This is a genomic window from Streptomyces sp. RKAG290 (assembly GCF_023701695.1).
GTDB lineage: Bacteria > Actinomycetota > Actinomycetes > Streptomycetales > Streptomycetaceae > Streptomyces.
On sequence record NZ_JAJOZC010000001.1, the window covers coordinates 3,895,207 to 3,912,145 of the forward strand.

The 16,939-nt window shown below is 70.5% G+C and carries 13 protein-coding genes and 1 pseudogene; 9 read left to right on the forward strand and 5 right to left on the reverse strand.

Annotated elements, in window-relative coordinates; genetic code table 11:
• Nucleotides 1–102: 102 nt before the first annotated feature.
• Nucleotides 103–2,049 (reverse strand): carbonic anhydrase, encoded by a 1,947-nt coding sequence (locus LNW71_RS17040; protein ID WP_250969007.1) that lies wholly within the window; start codon nucleotides 2,047–2,049, stop codon nucleotides 103–105.
• Nucleotides 2,046–2,909, reverse strand: coding sequence for a SulP family inorganic anion transporter (locus LNW71_RS36510; RefSeq protein ID WP_250969008.1), 864 nt, complete (start codon nucleotides 2,907–2,909; stop codon nucleotides 2,046–2,048). The genes LNW71_RS17040 and LNW71_RS36510 overlap by 4 nt, the downstream gene beginning before the upstream one ends.
• Nucleotides 2,910–3,497: 588 nt before the next feature.
• On the opposite strand from LNW71_RS36510, the gene LNW71_RS17050 reads away from it, so the two are divergent.
• The gene (locus tag LNW71_RS17050) at nucleotides 3,498–4,691 is read left to right on the forward strand and encodes a hypothetical protein (RefSeq protein ID WP_374119421.1); all 1,194 of its coding nucleotides are present in this window, start codon (nucleotides 3,498–3,500) and stop codon (nucleotides 4,689–4,691) included.
• A 386-nt stretch (nucleotides 4,692–5,077) separates the two neighbouring features.
• Here the strand turns inward: LNW71_RS17050 and LNW71_RS17055 are convergent.
• Nucleotides 5,078–6,072, reverse strand: a pseudogene (locus LNW71_RS17055) (ATP-binding protein).
• Nucleotides 6,073–6,174: 102 nt separating this feature from the next.
• On the opposite strand from LNW71_RS17055, the gene LNW71_RS17060 reads away from it, so the two are divergent.
• Nucleotides 6,175–6,999: an oxidoreductase gene (locus LNW71_RS17060; RefSeq protein ID WP_250969009.1), complete on the forward strand. Its 825-nt coding sequence runs from the start codon at nucleotides 6,175–6,177 to the stop codon at nucleotides 6,997–6,999.
• 527 nt (nucleotides 7,000–7,526) lie between these two features.
• On the opposite strand, the gene LNW71_RS17065 is transcribed toward LNW71_RS17060, so the two are convergent.
• Nucleotides 7,527–8,366 carry an HAD-IB family hydrolase gene (locus tag LNW71_RS17065; RefSeq protein WP_250969010.1) on the reverse strand — a complete coding sequence of 280 codons (840 nt, stop codon included), beginning with the start codon at nucleotides 8,364–8,366 and terminating at the stop codon, nucleotides 7,527–7,529.
• A 564-nt stretch (nucleotides 8,367–8,930) separates the two neighbouring features.
• On the opposite strand from LNW71_RS17065, the gene ssd reads away from it, so the two are divergent.
• The 7 genes from ssd (at nucleotide 8,931) to LNW71_RS17100 (ending at nucleotide 14,067) form a co-directional block, all read left to right on the forward strand.
• Nucleotides 8,931–9,992, forward strand: a complete 1,062-nt coding sequence (gene ssd, locus LNW71_RS17070; protein ID WP_250969011.1) for a septum site-determining protein Ssd — start codon at nucleotides 8,931–8,933, stop codon at nucleotides 9,990–9,992.
• A complete protein-coding gene (locus LNW71_RS17075; RefSeq protein ID WP_250969012.1) occupies nucleotides 9,989–11,134 on the forward strand; it encodes a TadA family conjugal transfer-associated ATPase in 1,146 nt (381 codons plus the stop codon). Before ssd ends, LNW71_RS17075 begins: the two co-directional genes overlap by 4 nt.
• A 23-nt stretch (nucleotides 11,135–11,157) precedes the next feature.
• Nucleotides 11,158–12,015, forward strand: a complete 858-nt coding sequence (locus LNW71_RS17080; RefSeq protein WP_250969013.1) for a type II secretion system F family protein — start codon at nucleotides 11,158–11,160, stop codon at nucleotides 12,013–12,015.
• Nucleotides 12,012–12,983 (forward strand): type II secretion system F family protein, encoded by a 972-nt coding sequence (locus LNW71_RS17085; protein WP_250969014.1) that lies wholly within the window; start codon nucleotides 12,012–12,014, stop codon nucleotides 12,981–12,983. Before LNW71_RS17080 ends, LNW71_RS17085 begins: the two co-directional genes overlap by 4 nt.
• Nucleotides 12,984–13,041: 58 nt before the next feature.
• Nucleotides 13,042–13,242 carry a DUF4244 domain-containing protein gene (locus tag LNW71_RS17090; RefSeq protein ID WP_250969015.1) on the forward strand — a complete coding sequence of 67 codons (201 nt, stop codon included), beginning with the start codon at nucleotides 13,042–13,044 and terminating at the stop codon, nucleotides 13,240–13,242.
• Between the two features lie 73 nt (nucleotides 13,243–13,315).
• Nucleotides 13,316–13,645 (forward strand): TadE family type IV pilus minor pilin, encoded by a 330-nt coding sequence (locus tag LNW71_RS17095; RefSeq protein ID WP_308294568.1) that lies wholly within the window; start codon nucleotides 13,316–13,318, stop codon nucleotides 13,643–13,645.
• Between the two features lie 89 nt (nucleotides 13,646–13,734).
• Nucleotides 13,735–14,067 (forward strand): Rv3654c family TadE-like protein, encoded by a 333-nt coding sequence (locus LNW71_RS17100; RefSeq protein ID WP_250969017.1) that lies wholly within the window; start codon nucleotides 13,735–13,737, stop codon nucleotides 14,065–14,067.
• Here LNW71_RS17100 and LNW71_RS17105 read toward each other — a convergent pair.
• Nucleotides 14,042–16,864, reverse strand: a complete 2,823-nt coding sequence (locus LNW71_RS17105) for a DEAD/DEAH box helicase (protein WP_374119422.1) — start codon at nucleotides 16,862–16,864, stop codon at nucleotides 14,042–14,044. The genes LNW71_RS17100 and LNW71_RS17105 overlap by 26 nt on opposite strands.
• Nucleotides 16,865–16,939: the final 75 nt, after the last annotated feature.

Sequence of the window (16,939 nt, forward strand, 5' to 3'; positions counted from 1 at the left end):
GGCGGGTGAAAGCAGAGCATCGGGCTGCCGTGCGGAGGTGCAGGTTGCACGGCGGTGCGGAGGCGGGACCACAAGGTCTCACGGACCCGGGGTGCGGGCGGTTCAGGCGCTGGTAGGGGCCAGCTCGGCCGGATCGTGCGGAGTCGGGGACCGGTCGGTGCCGCCGGGGTCGTGCGGGCCGGTCGGATCGTACGGATCGTACGGGGCGGAGGGGCCGATGCGGTCGAAGACCTCGTCGATGCCATGGCCCGCGCCGATGCCTTCGGTCAGCAGATACGACTGAGCCTCGGCCACATGGAAGTACATGCCGTGCAGTTGGAGTGTGCCTTCGGCGAGGCGTCGCGCCACCGATCCGTGGGCCCGCAGATGGTCGAGCTGCTGGACCACATTGGTGAGACAGAGTTGTTCCACCTCATCGGCGGGCAGCCTGCCGGAGATCCGGGCCCATGCGTGGCGTTTGGAGGCCATCCGGTCGAGGCTGGGCTTCCCATGCCGCAGCCAGCGCCACAGGGGAGTCTCCGGGGTGTCGGGCTTGGCCCCGAGCAGTGCGTTCATCGCGCCGCAGCCTGAGTGCCCGCAGACGGTGATGGACTCCACCCCCAGGACATCCACCGCGTACTCGATCGCCGCCCCCACCGAGTCGTCGCCCGTCTCGGAATCCGGCGGCGGCACCAGATTCCCGATGTTGCGCACGGTGAACAGGTCGCCCGGACCGCTTGCCGTGATCATGCTCGTCACCAGGCGGGAATCCGCGCAGGTGATGAACAGCTGCGAGGGGCGCTGGCCTTCCCTGGCCAGTCTCGCCAGCTCCTCACGCACCAGGGGAGCCGTGTTGCGCTGGAACGAGCTGAGGCCGCTGACCAGCCGGTGCCCGCCGGTCCTGCGTGACGGGGCGGCGGCGTGATCGGGTGCGTAGTCGGTGGGGTGGCCGGGGTGCTGTTGGGTGCCCGTGGGGTCGGTGGAGTTCATGGCACCTGAGGTGCTTGTCGAGCCGTTGAGTGTCAGGTGCTCGGGCATGAGGTCCTCGGTGAGGCCGGTGGCATTGAGATCGCCTGGCGGATCGGTTGCGGGGTGGAGGGGAACTGGGTGTGCCATCGGCGCCGTCACGCCCGAGCCTGTGTGTGCGTCCGTGTCCGCACCTGTGCCTGCGCCTGTTGCCGTGGCGAGGGCGGGGGCAGTGGGGGCGGCGGCAGTGGTGGCGGCGCCGGCGGGCGGGGCGGTGCCGGAGGTTCCGGCGGCCTCGGTGGTGGCGACGGTGCCAGGATGTTGGTGGCCTGGGCGTTCGTGGCCGGAGAGGGTGACGGGCACATGCTCGGGCCGGTCGTGACAGTGATGGTTGCGCCAGGGCGTCCAGGGGCGGCAGCAGGAGTGCGCTGCTGAGGCGGGCTCGCCGATCCGGCCACCGGACCTGCCGGCGAAGACGGCCCTGCCGCCGTGGGCGGTATGGGCCTTGCTCCAGTCCTGGAGCATCTCGTACGCCGCATGATCGATGAAGAAGCCGTCCAGCTCGACGACCACGTCCGCGTCCTGCGGCAGCTGGCCCAGCGTCCGATTGAGCCGGGGCACAGCCAGGAAGGTCAACTGCCCTCGTACGACGACCAGGTGCTGTCCGCTCTGTTCGGTCACGGTGATCCTGGTTCGCGCCAGCCGGTGCAGGGCAACGGCCACCGCCACCGCGATCCCGATGGCTACCCCCTTGAGGACGCCGAAGAGCAGCACGCCGGTGATCGTCGCTCCGTACACCAGGAATTCCCGGTGCCTGTGGACGTTACGGATATGCGCGAAGTTCACCATTTGGATGCCGACCACCATCACGAGCGCGCCGAGGGCGGCCAGCGGAATCCACTCCAGCGCGGTGACCAGCAGGCCGGTGGCGAGCAGCACCCAGACGCCGTGCAGCACCGTGGAGGCGCGGCTCGTCGCCCCGGCCCGCACATTCGCCGAACTGCGCACCGCACCACCGGAGACGGCCAGCCCGCCCAGCAGACCCGACACCGCGTTGGCGATGCCCTGGGCGCGTAGCTCCCGGTCGAGATCGGAGCGTTTCACGGGGGCCAGGCCGGGCCGGAAGCGGGCTCGGCGAGGCCGGTCGTGCTCTCTCCGGCCTGCCCGCCGTCCCGCTCGGCGGCCGGTCCTGTCGACCGCACGCTGGACCGGCCGGCTGCCAGCTTGTCGACGGCGACGGCAGCGAGCAGGGATTCCAGGCTGGCCACCAGCATCATCGTGAACACTGCTGTGGCCAGGCCGAGTACGGGCCCATGTGGCATTTCGGGCAGGGCGTGCGAGCGCCAGGACGGCAGATCGACCCGTGCGATCGACGGAGCTGCGAAGGCGGCCACGGCGGTGGCGACGGCCACGGAGACCAGGGCTGCCGGAATTCGGCGCATGATGAGGCCGGTCCGCCCCGGAATCCGGGGCCACAGCACCAGGACCGCGATCGTGAGACCGCCGATCAGCGGCGCTGCCGGACCGACTCTCTCCAACTGGGCTGGCAGCGCCAGAGCGTTGGAGACAGCTGAGCTCTCCGGCGAACCGCCGAGCACGATGTGCAGTTGAGCGAGTGCGATGGCCACACCGATGCCGGCGAGTGTCCCGTGCACGATGGCTGGGCTTACCGCGAGCGCGCTGCGGGCGGCCCGCAGCGAACCCAGCAGGATCTGCAGCAGACCTGCGCCGATGGTGATCGCGCAGGTGGTGCGCCAGCCGTAGATCTGAATCGTCTCGGCGGTCACCACGGTCAGTCCTGCGGACGGGCCGGAGACCTGGAGCGGGGTGCCGCCGAGCAGGCCGGCGACGATGCCGCCGACGGCGGCGGAGATGAGGCCGGCTTCCAGCGGGGCGTCCATGGCGACGGCCAGGCCGAGCGACATGGGGATGGCGAGCAGGAAGACGGTGATCGATGCGGACACGTCGGCGCCCGCGATGCGGAATCGTCCGCCGCGACGCGGCGGTGGCGGGCTGTGAGGTCGCTTGGCCCCCGAGGAACGGGGAGGTCGCGAACTGCGGGATGAGTGGTCATGACGAGTGGGGACGCAGGCAGACATGTTTCCCGTCTCCTCCGGGGCAGCGCGGTCGCGGAACGTGGGACGCGGCCGTGGGTCACGGCGTGCAGCGGCGGGATATCTCAACTCTCGGTAAACAGATCGTAATGGAGAGTAAAGATCCGTGTCCACGATTGAGGGCAAATGGGCCACCTAATCACCCATTCCAGTGAATAGGCAGCTTTTCATTCGGCCCGTCGCGTGGATTTGTGTGCCTTCCATGCGAGTTTGACCGCGCCATGTCGGCACTTCAGCGGAAATTACCTGCAGGGAAGAGGGTGGGCGGATGATGGCCGCCACGAAGAGGATCGCCTTGGGCCTCATGACCGTTGCGCTGGTCGCGGGAGTGGCCGGCTGCTCCGGGGCGAACCCCGGGTCGGGTCCCTCAGGAGCTGCGGCCGCGAACGGTGCCGCCGGGCCAAGAAGAAGGCTGCCGGCGGCCAGGCACCCAAGAGCGTGTTCCGGCTCATCGGAGACGGTTCCACGGCCTTCACGGGCGTCCAGCCCAAGCAGCCCGCGGTGCAGCGGCTGGCCCCCGGTCAGAAGCCGCCGCAGTTCGTGGTGTTCTCGTGGGACGGTGCGGGGGAGGACAGCCAGAAGCTCTTCTCGCACTTCCGCAAGGTGGGCAAGAAGTACAACGCGCAGATGTCGTACTTCCTCAGCGGCGTGTACCTCCTCCCCGAGGCGAAGCGGAAGCTCTACGACCCGCCCAAGCACAACGCCGGCAGTTCCGACATCGGCTTCAACGACACCAAGGGCATCCGTGACACCCTCGCCCAGGTCCGCGGTGCCTGGCTGGACGGCAACGAGATCGGCACCCACTTCAACGGCCACTTCTGTGGCGCGGACGGTGGCGTCGGCACCTGGTCCGTCGACGAGTGGAAGAGCGAGATCAAACAGGCCAAGTCCTTCGTGAAGGGCTGGAAGTCGAACGACCCGGAGCTCAAGGGCATGAAGCCGCTGCCCTTCGACTACGACAAGGAGCTCGTCGGCGGCCGCACTCCCTGCCTGGAAGGGCAGAAGAACATGGTGGCGGCGGCGCGCTCGATGGGCTTCCGCTATGACTCCAGCGGTGTCAACGATCAGGTCTGGCCCAAGAAGAAGAGCGGCATCTGGGACCTCTCGATGCAGCTCGTCCCGGTGCCAGGCCGCGAATTCGAGACCCTCTCGATGGACTACAACTTCATGTTCAACCAGTCCGGTACGACGCAGGGCGACCCGGACGAGCACGAGTACTGGGGCAACCAGATGCGGGACGGTCTGATCGAGGCCTTCGACCGGTCGTACGAGGGAAACCGTGCCCCGCTGATCATCGGTAACCACTTCGAGTCCTGGAACGGCGGCACCTACATGCGCGCCATCGAGGAGACGATCGAGACCGTGTGCACCAAGGAGGGCGTGCGCTGCGTGTCCTTCAAGCAACTGGCGGACTGGCTGGACGCACAGGACCCCGCGACGCTCGCGAAGCTCGGCACGCTCAAGGTCGGCGAGGCGCCGGATACGAGCTGGAAGGCCTTCCTCGGCGGGGCCGCGAGCTCCGGCAAGAGTCAGGGCAAGGCTGCCGCGAAGGCAGCTGCCGGCTCCGCCGGGAAGCCCGCCGATCACAAGGCAGCTGCCGGCTCCGCCGGGAAGCCCGCCGATCACAAGTAGGGCCGCCCGGCACACACGAGGCTTCCGCCCCGGTGGGCCGCCGATCACGGGTGATGACGGCCCCGGCCGGGGTGGCAGCGTCGACAGCGCCGGCCGGGACGGGCCGCATCCGGCGGCGGGTGGGTCGGCCTGACCGGCCCACACCGGGTCGGTGGGCTCGGACGGTGCCGGGTGGGTCGGTGGCGCCTCGGGCCCGCGTCGGGTGGGTTGGAGGTGCCCGCGGCCCGCGGCGGGTGGGTCGGAGGTGTCAGAGGTCTCCCCCGGCCCTGGTGGGCCGTTGGCGCCCAGGCCCCCGCCGGGTGGGTCGGCAGCCAGGCCGCCCCGTGGTTCCCGATTGCGTGGGGCCGGAGCCTGCCCCCGGTCACCGTCCCGGCGCCGCCGCCCGTTCACGCAGGCTGTGCCGCTCCGGCCTGAACGCACCGCTCGTCGAGCACGAAGGCCGGGTCCACCTGGGACGCCAGATCGGCCCCCGTCTTCTCGTTGCCCCAGCTCTCCGCGTTCTTCAGATGGAAGTGCACCATCTGCCGTGTGTAGCGTTCCCAGTCCCGCTGCTCGTACGAGTCCTCCGCGGCGTTCTGCAAGGCCTGCAGCGCCATCCGGTTGTCCGCCTCCAGCAGCTCGAAGCGGGCGGGGCGGCCCTTTTCCATGGCCCGTACCCAGTCGGAGTGGCCGACGGTGACCAGCAGGTCGTCGCCGACCTCGGCGCGCAGGTACTCCAGGTCGTCCTCGCCCTGCACCTTGTTGCCGACGACTTTCAGCGCGATCCCGAAGTCCCGCGCATATTCCTTGTACTGGCGATAGACCGAGATTCCCTTGCGGGTCGGCTCGGCGACCAGGAAAGTCATGTCGAAGCGGGTGAACATTCCCGAGGCGAAGGAGTCCGACCCGGCGGTCATGTCGACCACGACGTACTCCTCGGGCCGTCGACGAGATGGTTGAGGCAGAGCTCGACCGCGCCGACCTTGGAGTGGTAGCAGGCCACCCCCAGATCCGACTCGGTGAACGGCCCGGTGGCCATCAGCCTGATGTCCCCGTCGTCGAGCCCGACCGTGCGGGCGCAGGCGTCGTAGATCGGGTTGTCCTCACACACGCGCAGCAGACGGGATCCCTCGCCGGGCGGTGTTGTCTTGATCATCGTCTCGGCCGAGGCGATGCGGGGATTGCTGCCCCGCAGATACTCCTTGATCAGAGGAAGCTGCGCCCCCATGGCCGGCAGTGTCGCGGCCTCCTCCTCGTCGAGGCCGAGCGCGGCCCCGAGGTGCTGGTTGATGTCGGCGTCCACCGCGACGACGTGGGCCTCATTGGCGGCAAGGTGGCGGATGAAAAGCGAGGACAGCGTGGTCTTGCCGCTGCCGCCCTTCCCTACGAAAGCGATCTTCATGTTCACCTAGGGTAGTGGCTCGATTGCTTTCTGTTGTCGCACTTCGTGAAGAAGGCCACTCCAGGGCGGTAGGCGGGCGGGAGGCGCGTAGCCTCGCTACTTATGAGTACGACTTCCTCGGACCCGCTCGCCACGCTGGGCACCCTGCCGGGTGTGACGGATGCGGTGGACTCCGTACGCAAGGCTGTCGACCGCGTCTACGGCCACCGCGTCATGCGGCGCCGCAGTAACGAAGTCACCGCGGAGGCCGCCCTGCGGGGCGCCCGTGGGTCGGCTGCGCTCTCCGGTGCCGACTGGAATCTGGAAGAGGTGCGTCGTCGCACCGACTTCACCGGTGACGGTGAGGCGCATGTGATCGGAGCCGCCCTGCGGCTGACCGCCGAAGCGGGCCAACTGCTCTCCATCTGGCGGCAGTCGCCGCTGCGGGTCCTGGCGCGACTCCACCTGGTGGCCGCCGGTGGCGCAGCCCCCGATGACGCGGTCGGGCGACCCAGGCTGGCGGGTGAGCCGGTGGACGAGCCGCTGATCGAAGCGCCGCTGCCCGGCGCCGATGAGGTGGCTGGGCGATTGGAAGGGCTCAGTGGGCTCATTCTTTCGGGGAGCGAGGCGCCGGCTCTGGTGACGGCTGCGGTCGTGCACGGCGAGCTGTTGGCTCTGCGCCCCTTCGGCTCGTACAACGGCCTGGTCGCGCGGACCGCTGAGCGGATCGTGCTGATCGGCAGCGGTCTCGACCCTAAGTCGATCTGCCCGGCAGAAGTCGGCCACGCCGAGCAGGGGCGGGCGGCGTATGTCGCCGCCTTCGAGGGTTACCTGTCCGGGACGCCGGAGGGGATGGCGGCCTGGATCACGCACTCCGCCCGAGCGGCGGAACTGGGTGTCAGGGAATCGACGGCGGTGTGCGAGGCGCTTCAGCGCGGCGCCGCGTAACGAGTCCGGCGCGACCAGCGCGGCGTCGAGCGGTTCGACGGCGTCGAGCGATTCCCCCGGCTTCCCCTGGAGTCGAATGACTCTTCTTACTCCTCCGGTGGTCCCAGGGGTCGGGGCGGCCGGGAAAAGGGTTGCGGCGGTACCGTCCTAGGTACCGCCGCTGGCATGTCCACCCGGTTACCAAGCGTCCTCGAGATATGCCCATCAGGTCGGGTACTTCGCCCGTCCCTGGTGCGGCTGGCCCGTAATCGACGGGTCGACGTCGCGTGGGTGCCCGGTTTTCATGCGCGGTCCGTGGGGCCTTCTCAGCGTTAACAGGTCATCCTCACGGATGTCCTTGGTCTCGCGGGCCGGTGAATCCTTTGTACTCCAGAGGCCGGGTGAGCGGAAGTGCTGGCTGCACTTCTTTACTTTTGGGTTCAATTACGGACGAGTTGGTTCAATCGGACGGGCGGAATTGCCGGGGCGGCGATGGCGGTCGCCGTCGTGTTCCGGGGCGTCCCGCCCTGGGGTGATGGTGGACGGCGTTACGCACCCACCGCGGCGGTACGGCGGCGGGCGCTGTACCAGACGAGCCCCGCGGTGAGGGCGGCTGCTCCTACCGCCGCTGCGGCCACGAGCGCCGGACGCGGAGGCAGTGAGAAGTTGGGCAGCCGCTGCTTGAGCCGCACCGGGCGGTCGAAGACGAGAATCGGCCATTCCCGGAGAGTCGCTTCGCGCCGCAGGGCGCGGTCGGGATTGACCGCGTGCGGGTGACCGACGGATTCCAGCATCGGCACATCGGTAGCTGAATCGCTGTAGGCGTAGCAACGTGCGAGGTCGTAGCCCTCCGACACGGCAAGCGCCTTGATCGCCTCGGCCTTGGTCGGGCCGTACGCGTAGTACTCCACTTCACCGGTGAAGCAGCCGTCGTCGCCGACGACCATCCGAGTGGCGACGACACGGTCGGCACCGAGCAGCTCACCGATGGGTTCGACGACTTCGGCTCCCGAGGTCGAGACGATGACCACATCGCGTCCGGCGGTGTGATGTTCCTCGATGAGTGTCGCCGCTTCGTCGTAGATGATCGGGTCGATCAGGTCGTGCAGGGTTTCGGCGACAATTTCCTTCACCTGCTGGACGTTCCAGCCCTTGCAGAGTGCGGAGAGATACTCCCGCATCCGCTCCATCTGGTCGTGATCGGCGCCCCCGGCAAGGAACACGAACTGTGCGTACGCGGTGCGCAGTACAGCGCGGCGGTTGATCAGCCCGCCTTGATAGAAGGACTTGCTGAAGGTCAGCGTCGAAGACTTCGCAATGACCGTCTTGTCCAGGTCAAAGAAGGCTGCTGTGCGCGGCAAGAAGCAGTTTTCCACAAGGCAGAGCATAGGGGCCCACCATTCGGCGTAAACTCCGGCGCGTGGGTTTGCCTGAGAAGGCTGTCGGGTACACCATGGAAGTCACGGATCGTTCGCGACCGTGCTAACCCGGTCCGGCTCCTCCCCCCCCCGAGTCGGCCGTGGGGACGACCCCCGCTCTCCCCCCCGGCGGGGGTCGTCGCATGTCCGGACGCGTTTCTGCCGCTCGGAACCAAGCATTTCTCCTCCTTCTCGGCCGCGATGGCCAGCTTCTGCTCGAGACTCACACCAGCATGCATGGTCACGTTGTGTAACGGAAGGGCTGCTCTCCGGATGTCGCCGGTTTGAGCGACGGGGTTATTCACAACGGCGGAGTTGTCCACAGTTTTCGAGCAAGATCCACACGATTTCCTGAAGCGCTGCACCGTGATTCCACCCGTGAAGTCCACGGGTTCCGGAATCACCGTTCTCGGCACGCCCGAGATCGCCGCCAACCGCGGTGAAGGTGAGTGAAGAGGGGGCTGAGTCGTGGCTGAATCCAGCGCACGGGATCGCTTGCCGGCCGTCGGGGCGCGGCGGGGCGGGCCGTTGATCGTGACCGAGGACGTGGATCTGCTCGACGATCTGCTGAGGCTGTGCGCGGCTGCCGGCGCGGAGCCCGAGGTCCATCACTCGCTGCCTGATCGGCGAGGGGGCTGGGAGCGGGCTCCCATGGTGCTCGTCGGGGACGACGCGGCGTCCCGGTGCCGTGGGGCGGCGCGCAGGCGAGGTGTGATGCTCGTCGGCCGTGACCAGGACGCGCCCGACGTCTGGCGCCGGGCCGTGGAGATCGGGGCCGAGTACGTGCTGCGGTTGCCCGATTCGGAGAGCTGGCTCGTCGACCAGATCGCCAACGCGGCCGAAGGGGTCGGCAGGCCCGCCCTCACGGTCGGGGTGATCGGTGGACGAGGCGGCGCCGGTGCGTCCACGCTGGCCTGCGCCCTTGCGGTGACCGCGGCGAGAACAGGTCGGCGGACCATGCTGATCGACGGCGACCCGTTGGGTGGCGGTATCGACGTGCTGCTCGGCGGCGAACGGGCGGAGGGCATGAGGTGGCCTGATTTCGCCCATTCCAAGGGGCGGGTCGGAGGCGGAGCTCTGGAGGAGTCGCTGCCCGCGTTGCACGGGCTGAGGGTGCTCAGCTGGGGCCGCGACGACTGGGTGGCCATCCCCCCGCCGGCCATGCAGGCGGTGCTGGCCGCCGCACGCAGGCTCGGCGGGGTGGTGGTCGTAGATCTGCCGCGCCGGGTCGATGAGGCGGTGGCCGAGGCTCTTGCCCAACTGGACCTCGGGCTCATGGTGGTACCCGGGGAGCTGCGTGCCGTCGCGGCGGCGAAACGCGTGGCGTCGATGGCGGGGATGGTGCTCGACGACCTCCGGGTGGTGGCACGCGGGCCGTACGCGTCCGGTCTCGACGAGGAGTGGGTGGCGCACGCCATGGGGCTTCCGCTGGCCGGCGAACTCCCCTTGGAAGAAGGTCTGCTGGCCGAGCAGGACATGGGTGAGCCGCCCGGTGGCAGTGCCCGCGGGCCGCTTGCCAGGTTCTGCACCGCCTTCTGGGACCGGGCGCTCGCCGGTGAGGGCGCGGGAGGCCCGGCGGTCGGAGGTGCCTCATGACCGAGACGCTGCTCGACGCGGTGCGACAACGGCTGGCGCAGAGCGGCGCAGCGCCGACTCCGGCAGGCGTCGCGGCCGCGCTGCGGGCGCAGGGCCGGCTGCTCGGCGATGCCGAAGTGCTCGGTGCAGCCGATGAGTTGCGCGGCGAGTTGGTCGGGACCGGTGTGTTGGAGTCGCTCCTCACGGATCCGGCGGTCACCGATGTTCTGGTGTCCGCACCCGACCAGGTGTGGGTGGACCGGGGCGGCGGACTCGAGCTCACCGACGTGACCTTCGCTGACGCGGCGGCGGTGCGCAGGCTCGCGCAGCGGCTCGCGGCTGTGGCGGGGCGGCGGCTTGACGATGCCAGGCCCTGGGTGGACGCGCGGCTTCCGGACGGGACCCGGATGCATGCGGTGCTGCCCCCGGTGTCGGTCGGATCGACATGCCTGTCGCTGAGGGTGGTCCGGCCCAGGGCCTTCTCGCTGAGCGAACTGGTCGCGGCAGGGACCGTTCCGCCAGGGGGTGATCAGGTGCTGCGGGCAATGGTGGAGGCCCGCGTCTCCTACCTCATCAGTGGGGGGACGGGGGCGGGAAAGACCACGCTCCTTGCGAGCCTGCTGGGTGCGGTGGGGGAGCGGGAGCGGATTGTGCTCGCCGAGGATTCGGCCGAGTTGCGTCCGGACCATCCGCACGTCGTACGGCTGGAGTCGCGTCCCGCCAACCAGGAAGGTGCCGGGCGTGTGACGCTCCGGGACCTGGTGCGACAGGCCCTGCGCATGCGGCCCGACAGGCTGGTGGTCGGGGAAGTGCGGGGCGCAGAGGTCACAGAACTGCTGGCCGCGCTGAACACCGGCCATGAGGGCGGTTGCGGGACGGTTCACGCCAACGCCGCCGAGCACGTCCCCGCCCGGCTGGAGGCGTTGGCTACGGCGGCGGGGCTGGACCGGGCGGCACTTCACAGCCAGTTGGCGGCGGCGCTGTCGGTGGTGGTTCATCTCGTACGAGACAGGGCCGGGACGCGTCGGATTGCCGCGATCCAGGTGCTGGAGCGGGATACGGGAGGGCTGGTGGTGACCGTACCGGCCCTGCGCTGGGGCGCCACCGGATTCGAGCCGGAGCGGGGCTGGGAACGGCTGCGGTCGCTGATCGGGGGTGCGTAGTGACCGGTACTACGCAGGTGGGGATGCCGGCGGCAGTGCATGCGGCCGTGTTGTGCGCGGGGGCGGCTGCCTGGCTGGTGCAGGCCGGCCGGGGCCAAGGGCGCGGGCGAGCCAGGGTGCTGTTCGTCGATGGGACAGCGGATCCGCCCCGTCGGGAGCGCTGGGAGAGAGGCCTCCTTCGGTTCAGGGGTTGGGTGAGCGGGCGGCGGGAGTGGCTGTGCCTGCCTGTGGCTCTGGCCATCGGGGTTCTTGGCGATTCCGTGCTGCCGATGCTCGCGGGGGTGGTCGCGGTGCCGGTGGTGCGGCAGTGGTTGCGGCGAAGGGGGATGCGCAAGAGCCGGGAGCATCGGGCCGACGGGGTGGTGGACCTGTGCGGTGCGGTCGTGGGGGAGCTGCGGGCCGGCCGCGAGCCGGGGCAGGCGCTGCTCGTCGCGGTCCGTGGAACGGGACTGCTGGGCGAGGCAGAGGCGGTGGTGTCGGCCGCGGCGCGCTTCGGGGGCGATGTCCCGGGCGCGCTGGGGCAGGCGGCGCGCGCGCCGGGCCTCGACGGACTCGCCGGAGTGGCGGCCTGTTGGCGGGTGACGGTGGACGGCGGGGCCGGACTCGCGGCGGGTCTGGACCGGCTGGAGGGCGCGTTACGGGCTGAGCGGCGTCGGCGGGAGGAGCTGCGGGCGCAGCTGGCAGGGGCGTGGTCGACGGTCGCGGTGCTGGCTCTGCTGCCGGTGCTGGGCATGGGGCTCGGGGCGGCTCTCGGAGCGGACCCGCTGAGAGTGCTGTTCCACAGTCCGGCCGGGCTGATCTGTCTGGTGACGGGCGGCTTGCTGGAGGCGGCTGGGCTGTTCTGGGCCGGCCGGATCGTCCGGGCGGGGGAAGCCGTATGAGTGCCGTGTTCGGTGAAGTTGTCCACAGGGTGGGGGCAGTGGGGTTGGCGGCGGGTGCGTGCACCCAGTTGGCGCTCGCTCTGGCCCGTCGGCGGACCAGGCGACTGGTGCGGCGCCGGGGTGCGGCGATTCTGGCTGTGGGCGCTGTGGGCGCTGTGGGCGCTGTGGGCGCGGTGGACGCCGTGGACGCGCTGGGAGCTGTGCGTGGGGTGGGCGCAGTGGGTCCGGTGGGGCCAGTCAGCCGTGCCGGCTCGGTTCCCTCAGCCGACTCGGTTTCCTCGGTCGACGCAGTCGACTCGGCCGGCTTGGTCGGCCAGGTGCTGCGGTGGCCCGGCCGCCTGGTTTCTGCTGATGCGGCCAAGCAGTGGGCGGCGTTGTCCGGTGTCGTGCTGGCGGGCTGGATTCTGGTGGGCGGGCTGCTGGGGTGGGTGGCTGGCCTGGCGGCGGGGTACGGCGCATGGCGGTGGCTGCTGGCTCGGCCGGGCAAGGCGCCGTACGGCGCGGCCCAGGAGGCGGCGAGGGCTGTGGAGGCGGTACGTCAGCTCCCGCTGGCAGCCGACCTGTTGGCGGCCTGTATCTCCGTCGGGGCCGGACCACGGGAAGCGGCTGAGGCGGTGGGCGAGTCGCTCGGCGGGCCAGTTGGCGAGCAACTGGCGCGAACGGCCGCAGAGATCAGGCTCGGCGGTGATCCCGCTGTGGCCTGGGGGAGGTTCGGGGAGATACCGGGTGCTGCAGCTCTGGCCCGCTGTCTGGACCGGGCCGGTGCGACCGGCGCCCCTGCGGCGGAGCCGGTTTCCAGGCTGGCCGAAGCGATGCGGGCCGAGCGTTCGAGCGCGGGGGTGGCGCGCGCACAGCGGGCCGGAGTGCTGATCACCGCGCCCGTCGGACTCTGCTTCCTGCCTGCCTTTCTGGCTGTGGGAGTGGCGCCCGTGGTGATCGGCCTGGCGGCTGGGCTACTGCATCCCTGACGGTCAAATCATGTCAATAGCTCAATTTATGTAGAAAAAGATTCCACGGGGGTTCGAAATGATGCAGAAAGTCATGAAATGGGCGCGAACCATGGCGCGCCGAGCACGGGCCGACAGCGGTATGACGACGTCCGAATACGCGGTGGGGACGATCGCTGCCTGTGCGTTCGCTGCGGTGCTCTACAAGGTTGTCACCAGCCCGCCGGTCATGGCGCAACTCCAATCGCTGCTCAAGGACGCACTCGATGCGAAATTCTGAGAGCGGTATCGCGGCGGTCTCGGGTCCTCGGCGGAGATCTGGGCCGGTGGGGTTGCGGGCTGACCGGGGCGCGGTGACGGCGGAGGCCGCCATGGCGATTCCCGTGCTGGTGGTGTTCGCCCTTGCCTTGTTGTGGGCGCTTATGGCTGCGTCGGCCCAGATCCGGTGTGTGGACGCGGCCCGGGCCGGTGCGCGGGCGGCGGCCCGCTCCGAACCGGCGGCACAGGTGCGGGAGGCCGCCCTCTCGGCGGCACCCGACCGGGCGGGCGTGGAGGTGGAACGGACCGGGGAGCTGTGGCGGGTCAAGGTGGCCGCCCCGACGCCCGGCCCGGGCCCCTTGTCCGTCACGCTGAGAGCGGAGGCCGTGGCGTCCGCCGAGGACGCGGTGGGGGTGACGCCGTGATGCGGCACGGTCGGCGAGCGGTGCGCCGGTGGATTCAGAGGCGGTACGGGGGGCGTGAGCCGCGGGAGCGGGGGCTGGCGACCGTGTGGGTGGCAGTGACCACGGCGACGCTGTGCACGGTGTTCGCGGTGGTGCTGGCGCTCGGGCAGGTAGTTGTGGCCCGGCACCGGGCCGGCGGCGCGGCGGACCTGGCTGCCCTGGCAGCGGCGGACCGGGCGCTGGAGGGAACAGCCGCGGCCTGCCGGGTGGCCCAGGAGGTGGCCGGGGCGCAGGGAGCGGAAGTGGTGCGGTGCGCCGTGCAGGGGGAGATTGCCGACGTGATCGCCCGGGTGAGCCTCGGACCGTACGCACCGGAGGTCAGGTCCCGGGCCGGCCCCGCGACGCAGTCTCCTGCGCCTACTGGGCCGCCGCAGAGCCCGTAGCCCCGCCAGGGCCCTCTCGGTCTTCCGCGGAGCCCGGAGCGTCCATAGCCCCGTCGGCGCCCTCTGGGCCTCCACCAAGCCCGCAGAGCCCGTAAGCCCCGCCGAAGCCCTCAGGGCCTCTTGGGAAGCCCGGAGCGTCCGTAGCGGCCCCGCCAGGGCCCTCAGGGGCTCCCGCAGGGCCCCGAGCGGCCGCAGGACCGGGTGACCGGGGGCCCGGAGACCTGGATGGCGGGGCGCCGTCAGGCCCGTCCGGCGCGGCGCCCGGAGACCCTTCCGGCGTGGTGCCCAACGGATCGCCCGGAGACCCGTCCGACACAGCACCTGGCGGATCGCCCGGAGACCCGGGTGCGTTCGGCTCCGTCGGTCCACGCGGGTCAGGAGGGGCGGATCGGAGGAGTTCGGTGAGCAGGCGTACGGCGCCTCGTTTGTGCAGCGGATCGTTGCCGTTGCCGCACTTGGGGGACTGGATGCAGGACGGGCAGCCTGCCTCGCACTCGCAGGACGCGATGGCCTGAAGAGTGGCGGTCAGCCAGCCGCGTGCGGTGTGGAAGGCGCGTTCGGCGAATCCGGCACCGCCCGGGTGCCCGTCGTACACGAAGACGGTCGGCAGCAGGGTGTCCGGATGCAGCGGTACGGACACGCCGCCGATGTCCCAGCGGTCGCAGGTGGCGAAGAGCGGCAGCATCCCGATCGACGCGTGCTCGGCGGCATGCAGCGCGCCGCCCAGGATCTCCGGATTGATCCGGGCGGTGTCGAGCTGGTCCTGCGTGACCGTCCACCACACGGCACGGGTGCGCAGCGTGCGGGGCGGGAGGTCCAGCTTGGTCTCGCCGAGCACCTCGCCGCTGATCAGTTTGCGACGAAGGAAGGAGACGACCTGGTTGGTGACTTCCACCGAGCCGAAGCAGAGGCGTCCGTCGCCCCACGGGATCTCGGTGTCGGTCTCCAGGACGGCGATGGCGGTGGTGTCGCGTGCGGTTGTCGAGTACGGCGGACTGGCCTCCTCGACCAGGGCGGCCGAGTCGTCGAGGTCCAGTTTCCGCACCAGGTAGGTGCGGCCCTGGTGGAGATGGACGGCGCCCTCGTGAACGGCGGTGTGCGCGGCGGACTCGTCGACCGTGCCCAGCAGCCGGCCGGTGCCCTCCTCGACGATCTGGACGGGACGGCCGCCCTCGCCCCGGATGTCGGTGAGGTCGGCAGCCCGCTCGCGGCGGGTCCAGTGCCATCCCGACGGCCGTTGGCGGAGCAGCTTCGCGGCTTCCAGCTGCGGGAGCAGATCGGCCGTGGCGGGGCCGAAGAGGTCCAGGTCGGTTTGGGTCAGCGGCAGCTCCGCGGCGGCGGCGCACAGATGGGGGGCCAGGACGTACGGGTTGTCCGGATCGAGGACCGTCGACTCCACCGGCTGCTGGAACAGGGCCTCGGGGTGGTGGACGAGGAAGGTGTCCAGCGGGTCGTCACGGGCCACCAGGATGGCGAGGGCGCCTTGCCCCGCCCGTCCCGCGCGGCCTGCCTGCTGCCACAGCGACGCCCTCGTGCCGGGGTAGCCCGCGATGACGACGGCGTCCAGGCCGGAGACGTCGATGCCGAGTTCGAGGGCGGTCGTGGCGGCCAGGCCGAGGAGCTGACCTGAGTGCAGGGCGCGCTCCAGCGCGCGGCGTTCCTCGGGGAGGTACCCCCCGCGGTACGCGGCGACGCGGGCGGGCAGCGAGCGGTCGATCTCCGCCAGGCGTTCCTTGGCGATGACGGAGATGAGTTCGGCGCCGCGCCGGGAACGTACGAAGGCGACCGAGCGCACGCCCTGCACGGTCAGGTCGGTGAGCAGGTCGGCGGTCTCCGCCGTGGCGGTGCGGCGTACGGGTGCGCCCTTCTCGCCGTGCAGGTCGGTCAGAGGCGGTTCCCACAGGGCGAAGACCAGTTCGCCGCGCGGGGAGGCGTCGTCGGCGACCTCGACGACCTGGAGGCCGGTGAGGCGGCCGGCCGCTGCCGAAGGCTCCGCCGCGGTGGCGGAGGCGAGGAGGAAGACGGGTTCGGAGCCGTAGCGGGCACACAGGCGGCGGAGCCGGCGCACCACCTGGGCGACGTGGGAGCCGAAGACGCCCCGGTACGTGTGGCACTCGTCGATGACGACGTAACGCAGGGCGCGCATGAAGGAGGACCAGCGGGGGTGGGACGGAAGTATCCCGCGGTGCAGCATGTCGGGGTTGGTGAGGACGTAGTTGGCGTACTGGCGCACCCATTCGCGTTCCTCGACGGGGGTGTCGCCGTCGTAGACCGCAGGACGGATCCCGTTGCCCAGCGGAGCCGCGAGCTCCTTCACGGAGCGCCTCTGGTCGGCTGCCAGGGCCTTGGTGGGAGCGAGGTAGAGAGCGGTGGCGCCGCGCCCGTTGGGAGCCTCGGAGCCGTCCAGGAGGGCGCTGAGGACCGGGGCGAGGTAGGCCAGCGACTTGCCGGACGCGGTGCCGGTGGCGATCACGACCGACTCGCCGTCCAGCGCGTGCTCCGCCGCGGCGGCCTGATGGGCCCAGGGATGGTCGATGCCGGCCTTCTGAATGGCCGCCACCACTTCCGGACGGATGCGATCGGGCCAGATGGCATGGGTTCCCGTGCGCGGGGGCAAGTGCTCCGTATGAGTGATGCGCGCGGACCGGCCCGCCCCTGCGGCGAGCCGGTGGAGGACCATGTCTGGAGAGGGGCGGGAGCCCCCGCTCTCAGGCGGTCGACAGGGGCGGTGATTCTTGGCCATCGGCACCGAGTGTGTCACTGGCGAGGCGGACAATGGTCCCAAGGCGTCGTGCATGGCAGCCGGTAAGTGATTGAATGCCATCGCGGCTGGCGATCCGTCCCCTGGCTCCGCCGGGGAGACTGAGGGGCG

Excerpts from the sequence above, each read along its gene's own strand:
- LNW71_RS17060 (WP_250969009.1), top strand. The coding sequence starts at position 6,175 with ATGAGTACGACTTCCTCGGACCCGCTCGCCACGCTGGGCACCCTGCCG.
- LNW71_RS17065 (WP_250969010.1), bottom strand. The coding sequence starts at position 8,366 with ATGCTCTGCCTTGTGGAAAACTGCTTCTTGCCGCGCACAGCAGCCTTC.
- LNW71_RS17075 (WP_250969012.1), top strand. The coding sequence starts at position 9,989 with ATGACCGAGACGCTGCTCGACGCGGTGCGACAACGGCTGGCGCAGAGC.
- LNW71_RS17080 (WP_250969013.1), top strand. The coding sequence starts at position 11,158 with ATGCCGGCGGCAGTGCATGCGGCCGTGTTGTGCGCGGGGGCGGCTGCC.
- LNW71_RS17085 (WP_250969014.1), top strand. The coding sequence starts at position 12,012 with ATGAGTGCCGTGTTCGGTGAAGTTGTCCACAGGGTGGGGGCAGTGGGG.
- LNW71_RS17090 (WP_250969015.1), top strand. The coding sequence starts at position 13,042 with ATGATGCAGAAAGTCATGAAATGGGCGCGAACCATGGCGCGCCGAGCA.
- LNW71_RS17105 (WP_374119422.1), bottom strand. The coding sequence starts at position 16,864 with ATGCACGACGCCTTGGGACCATTGTCCGCCTCGCCAGTGACACACTCG.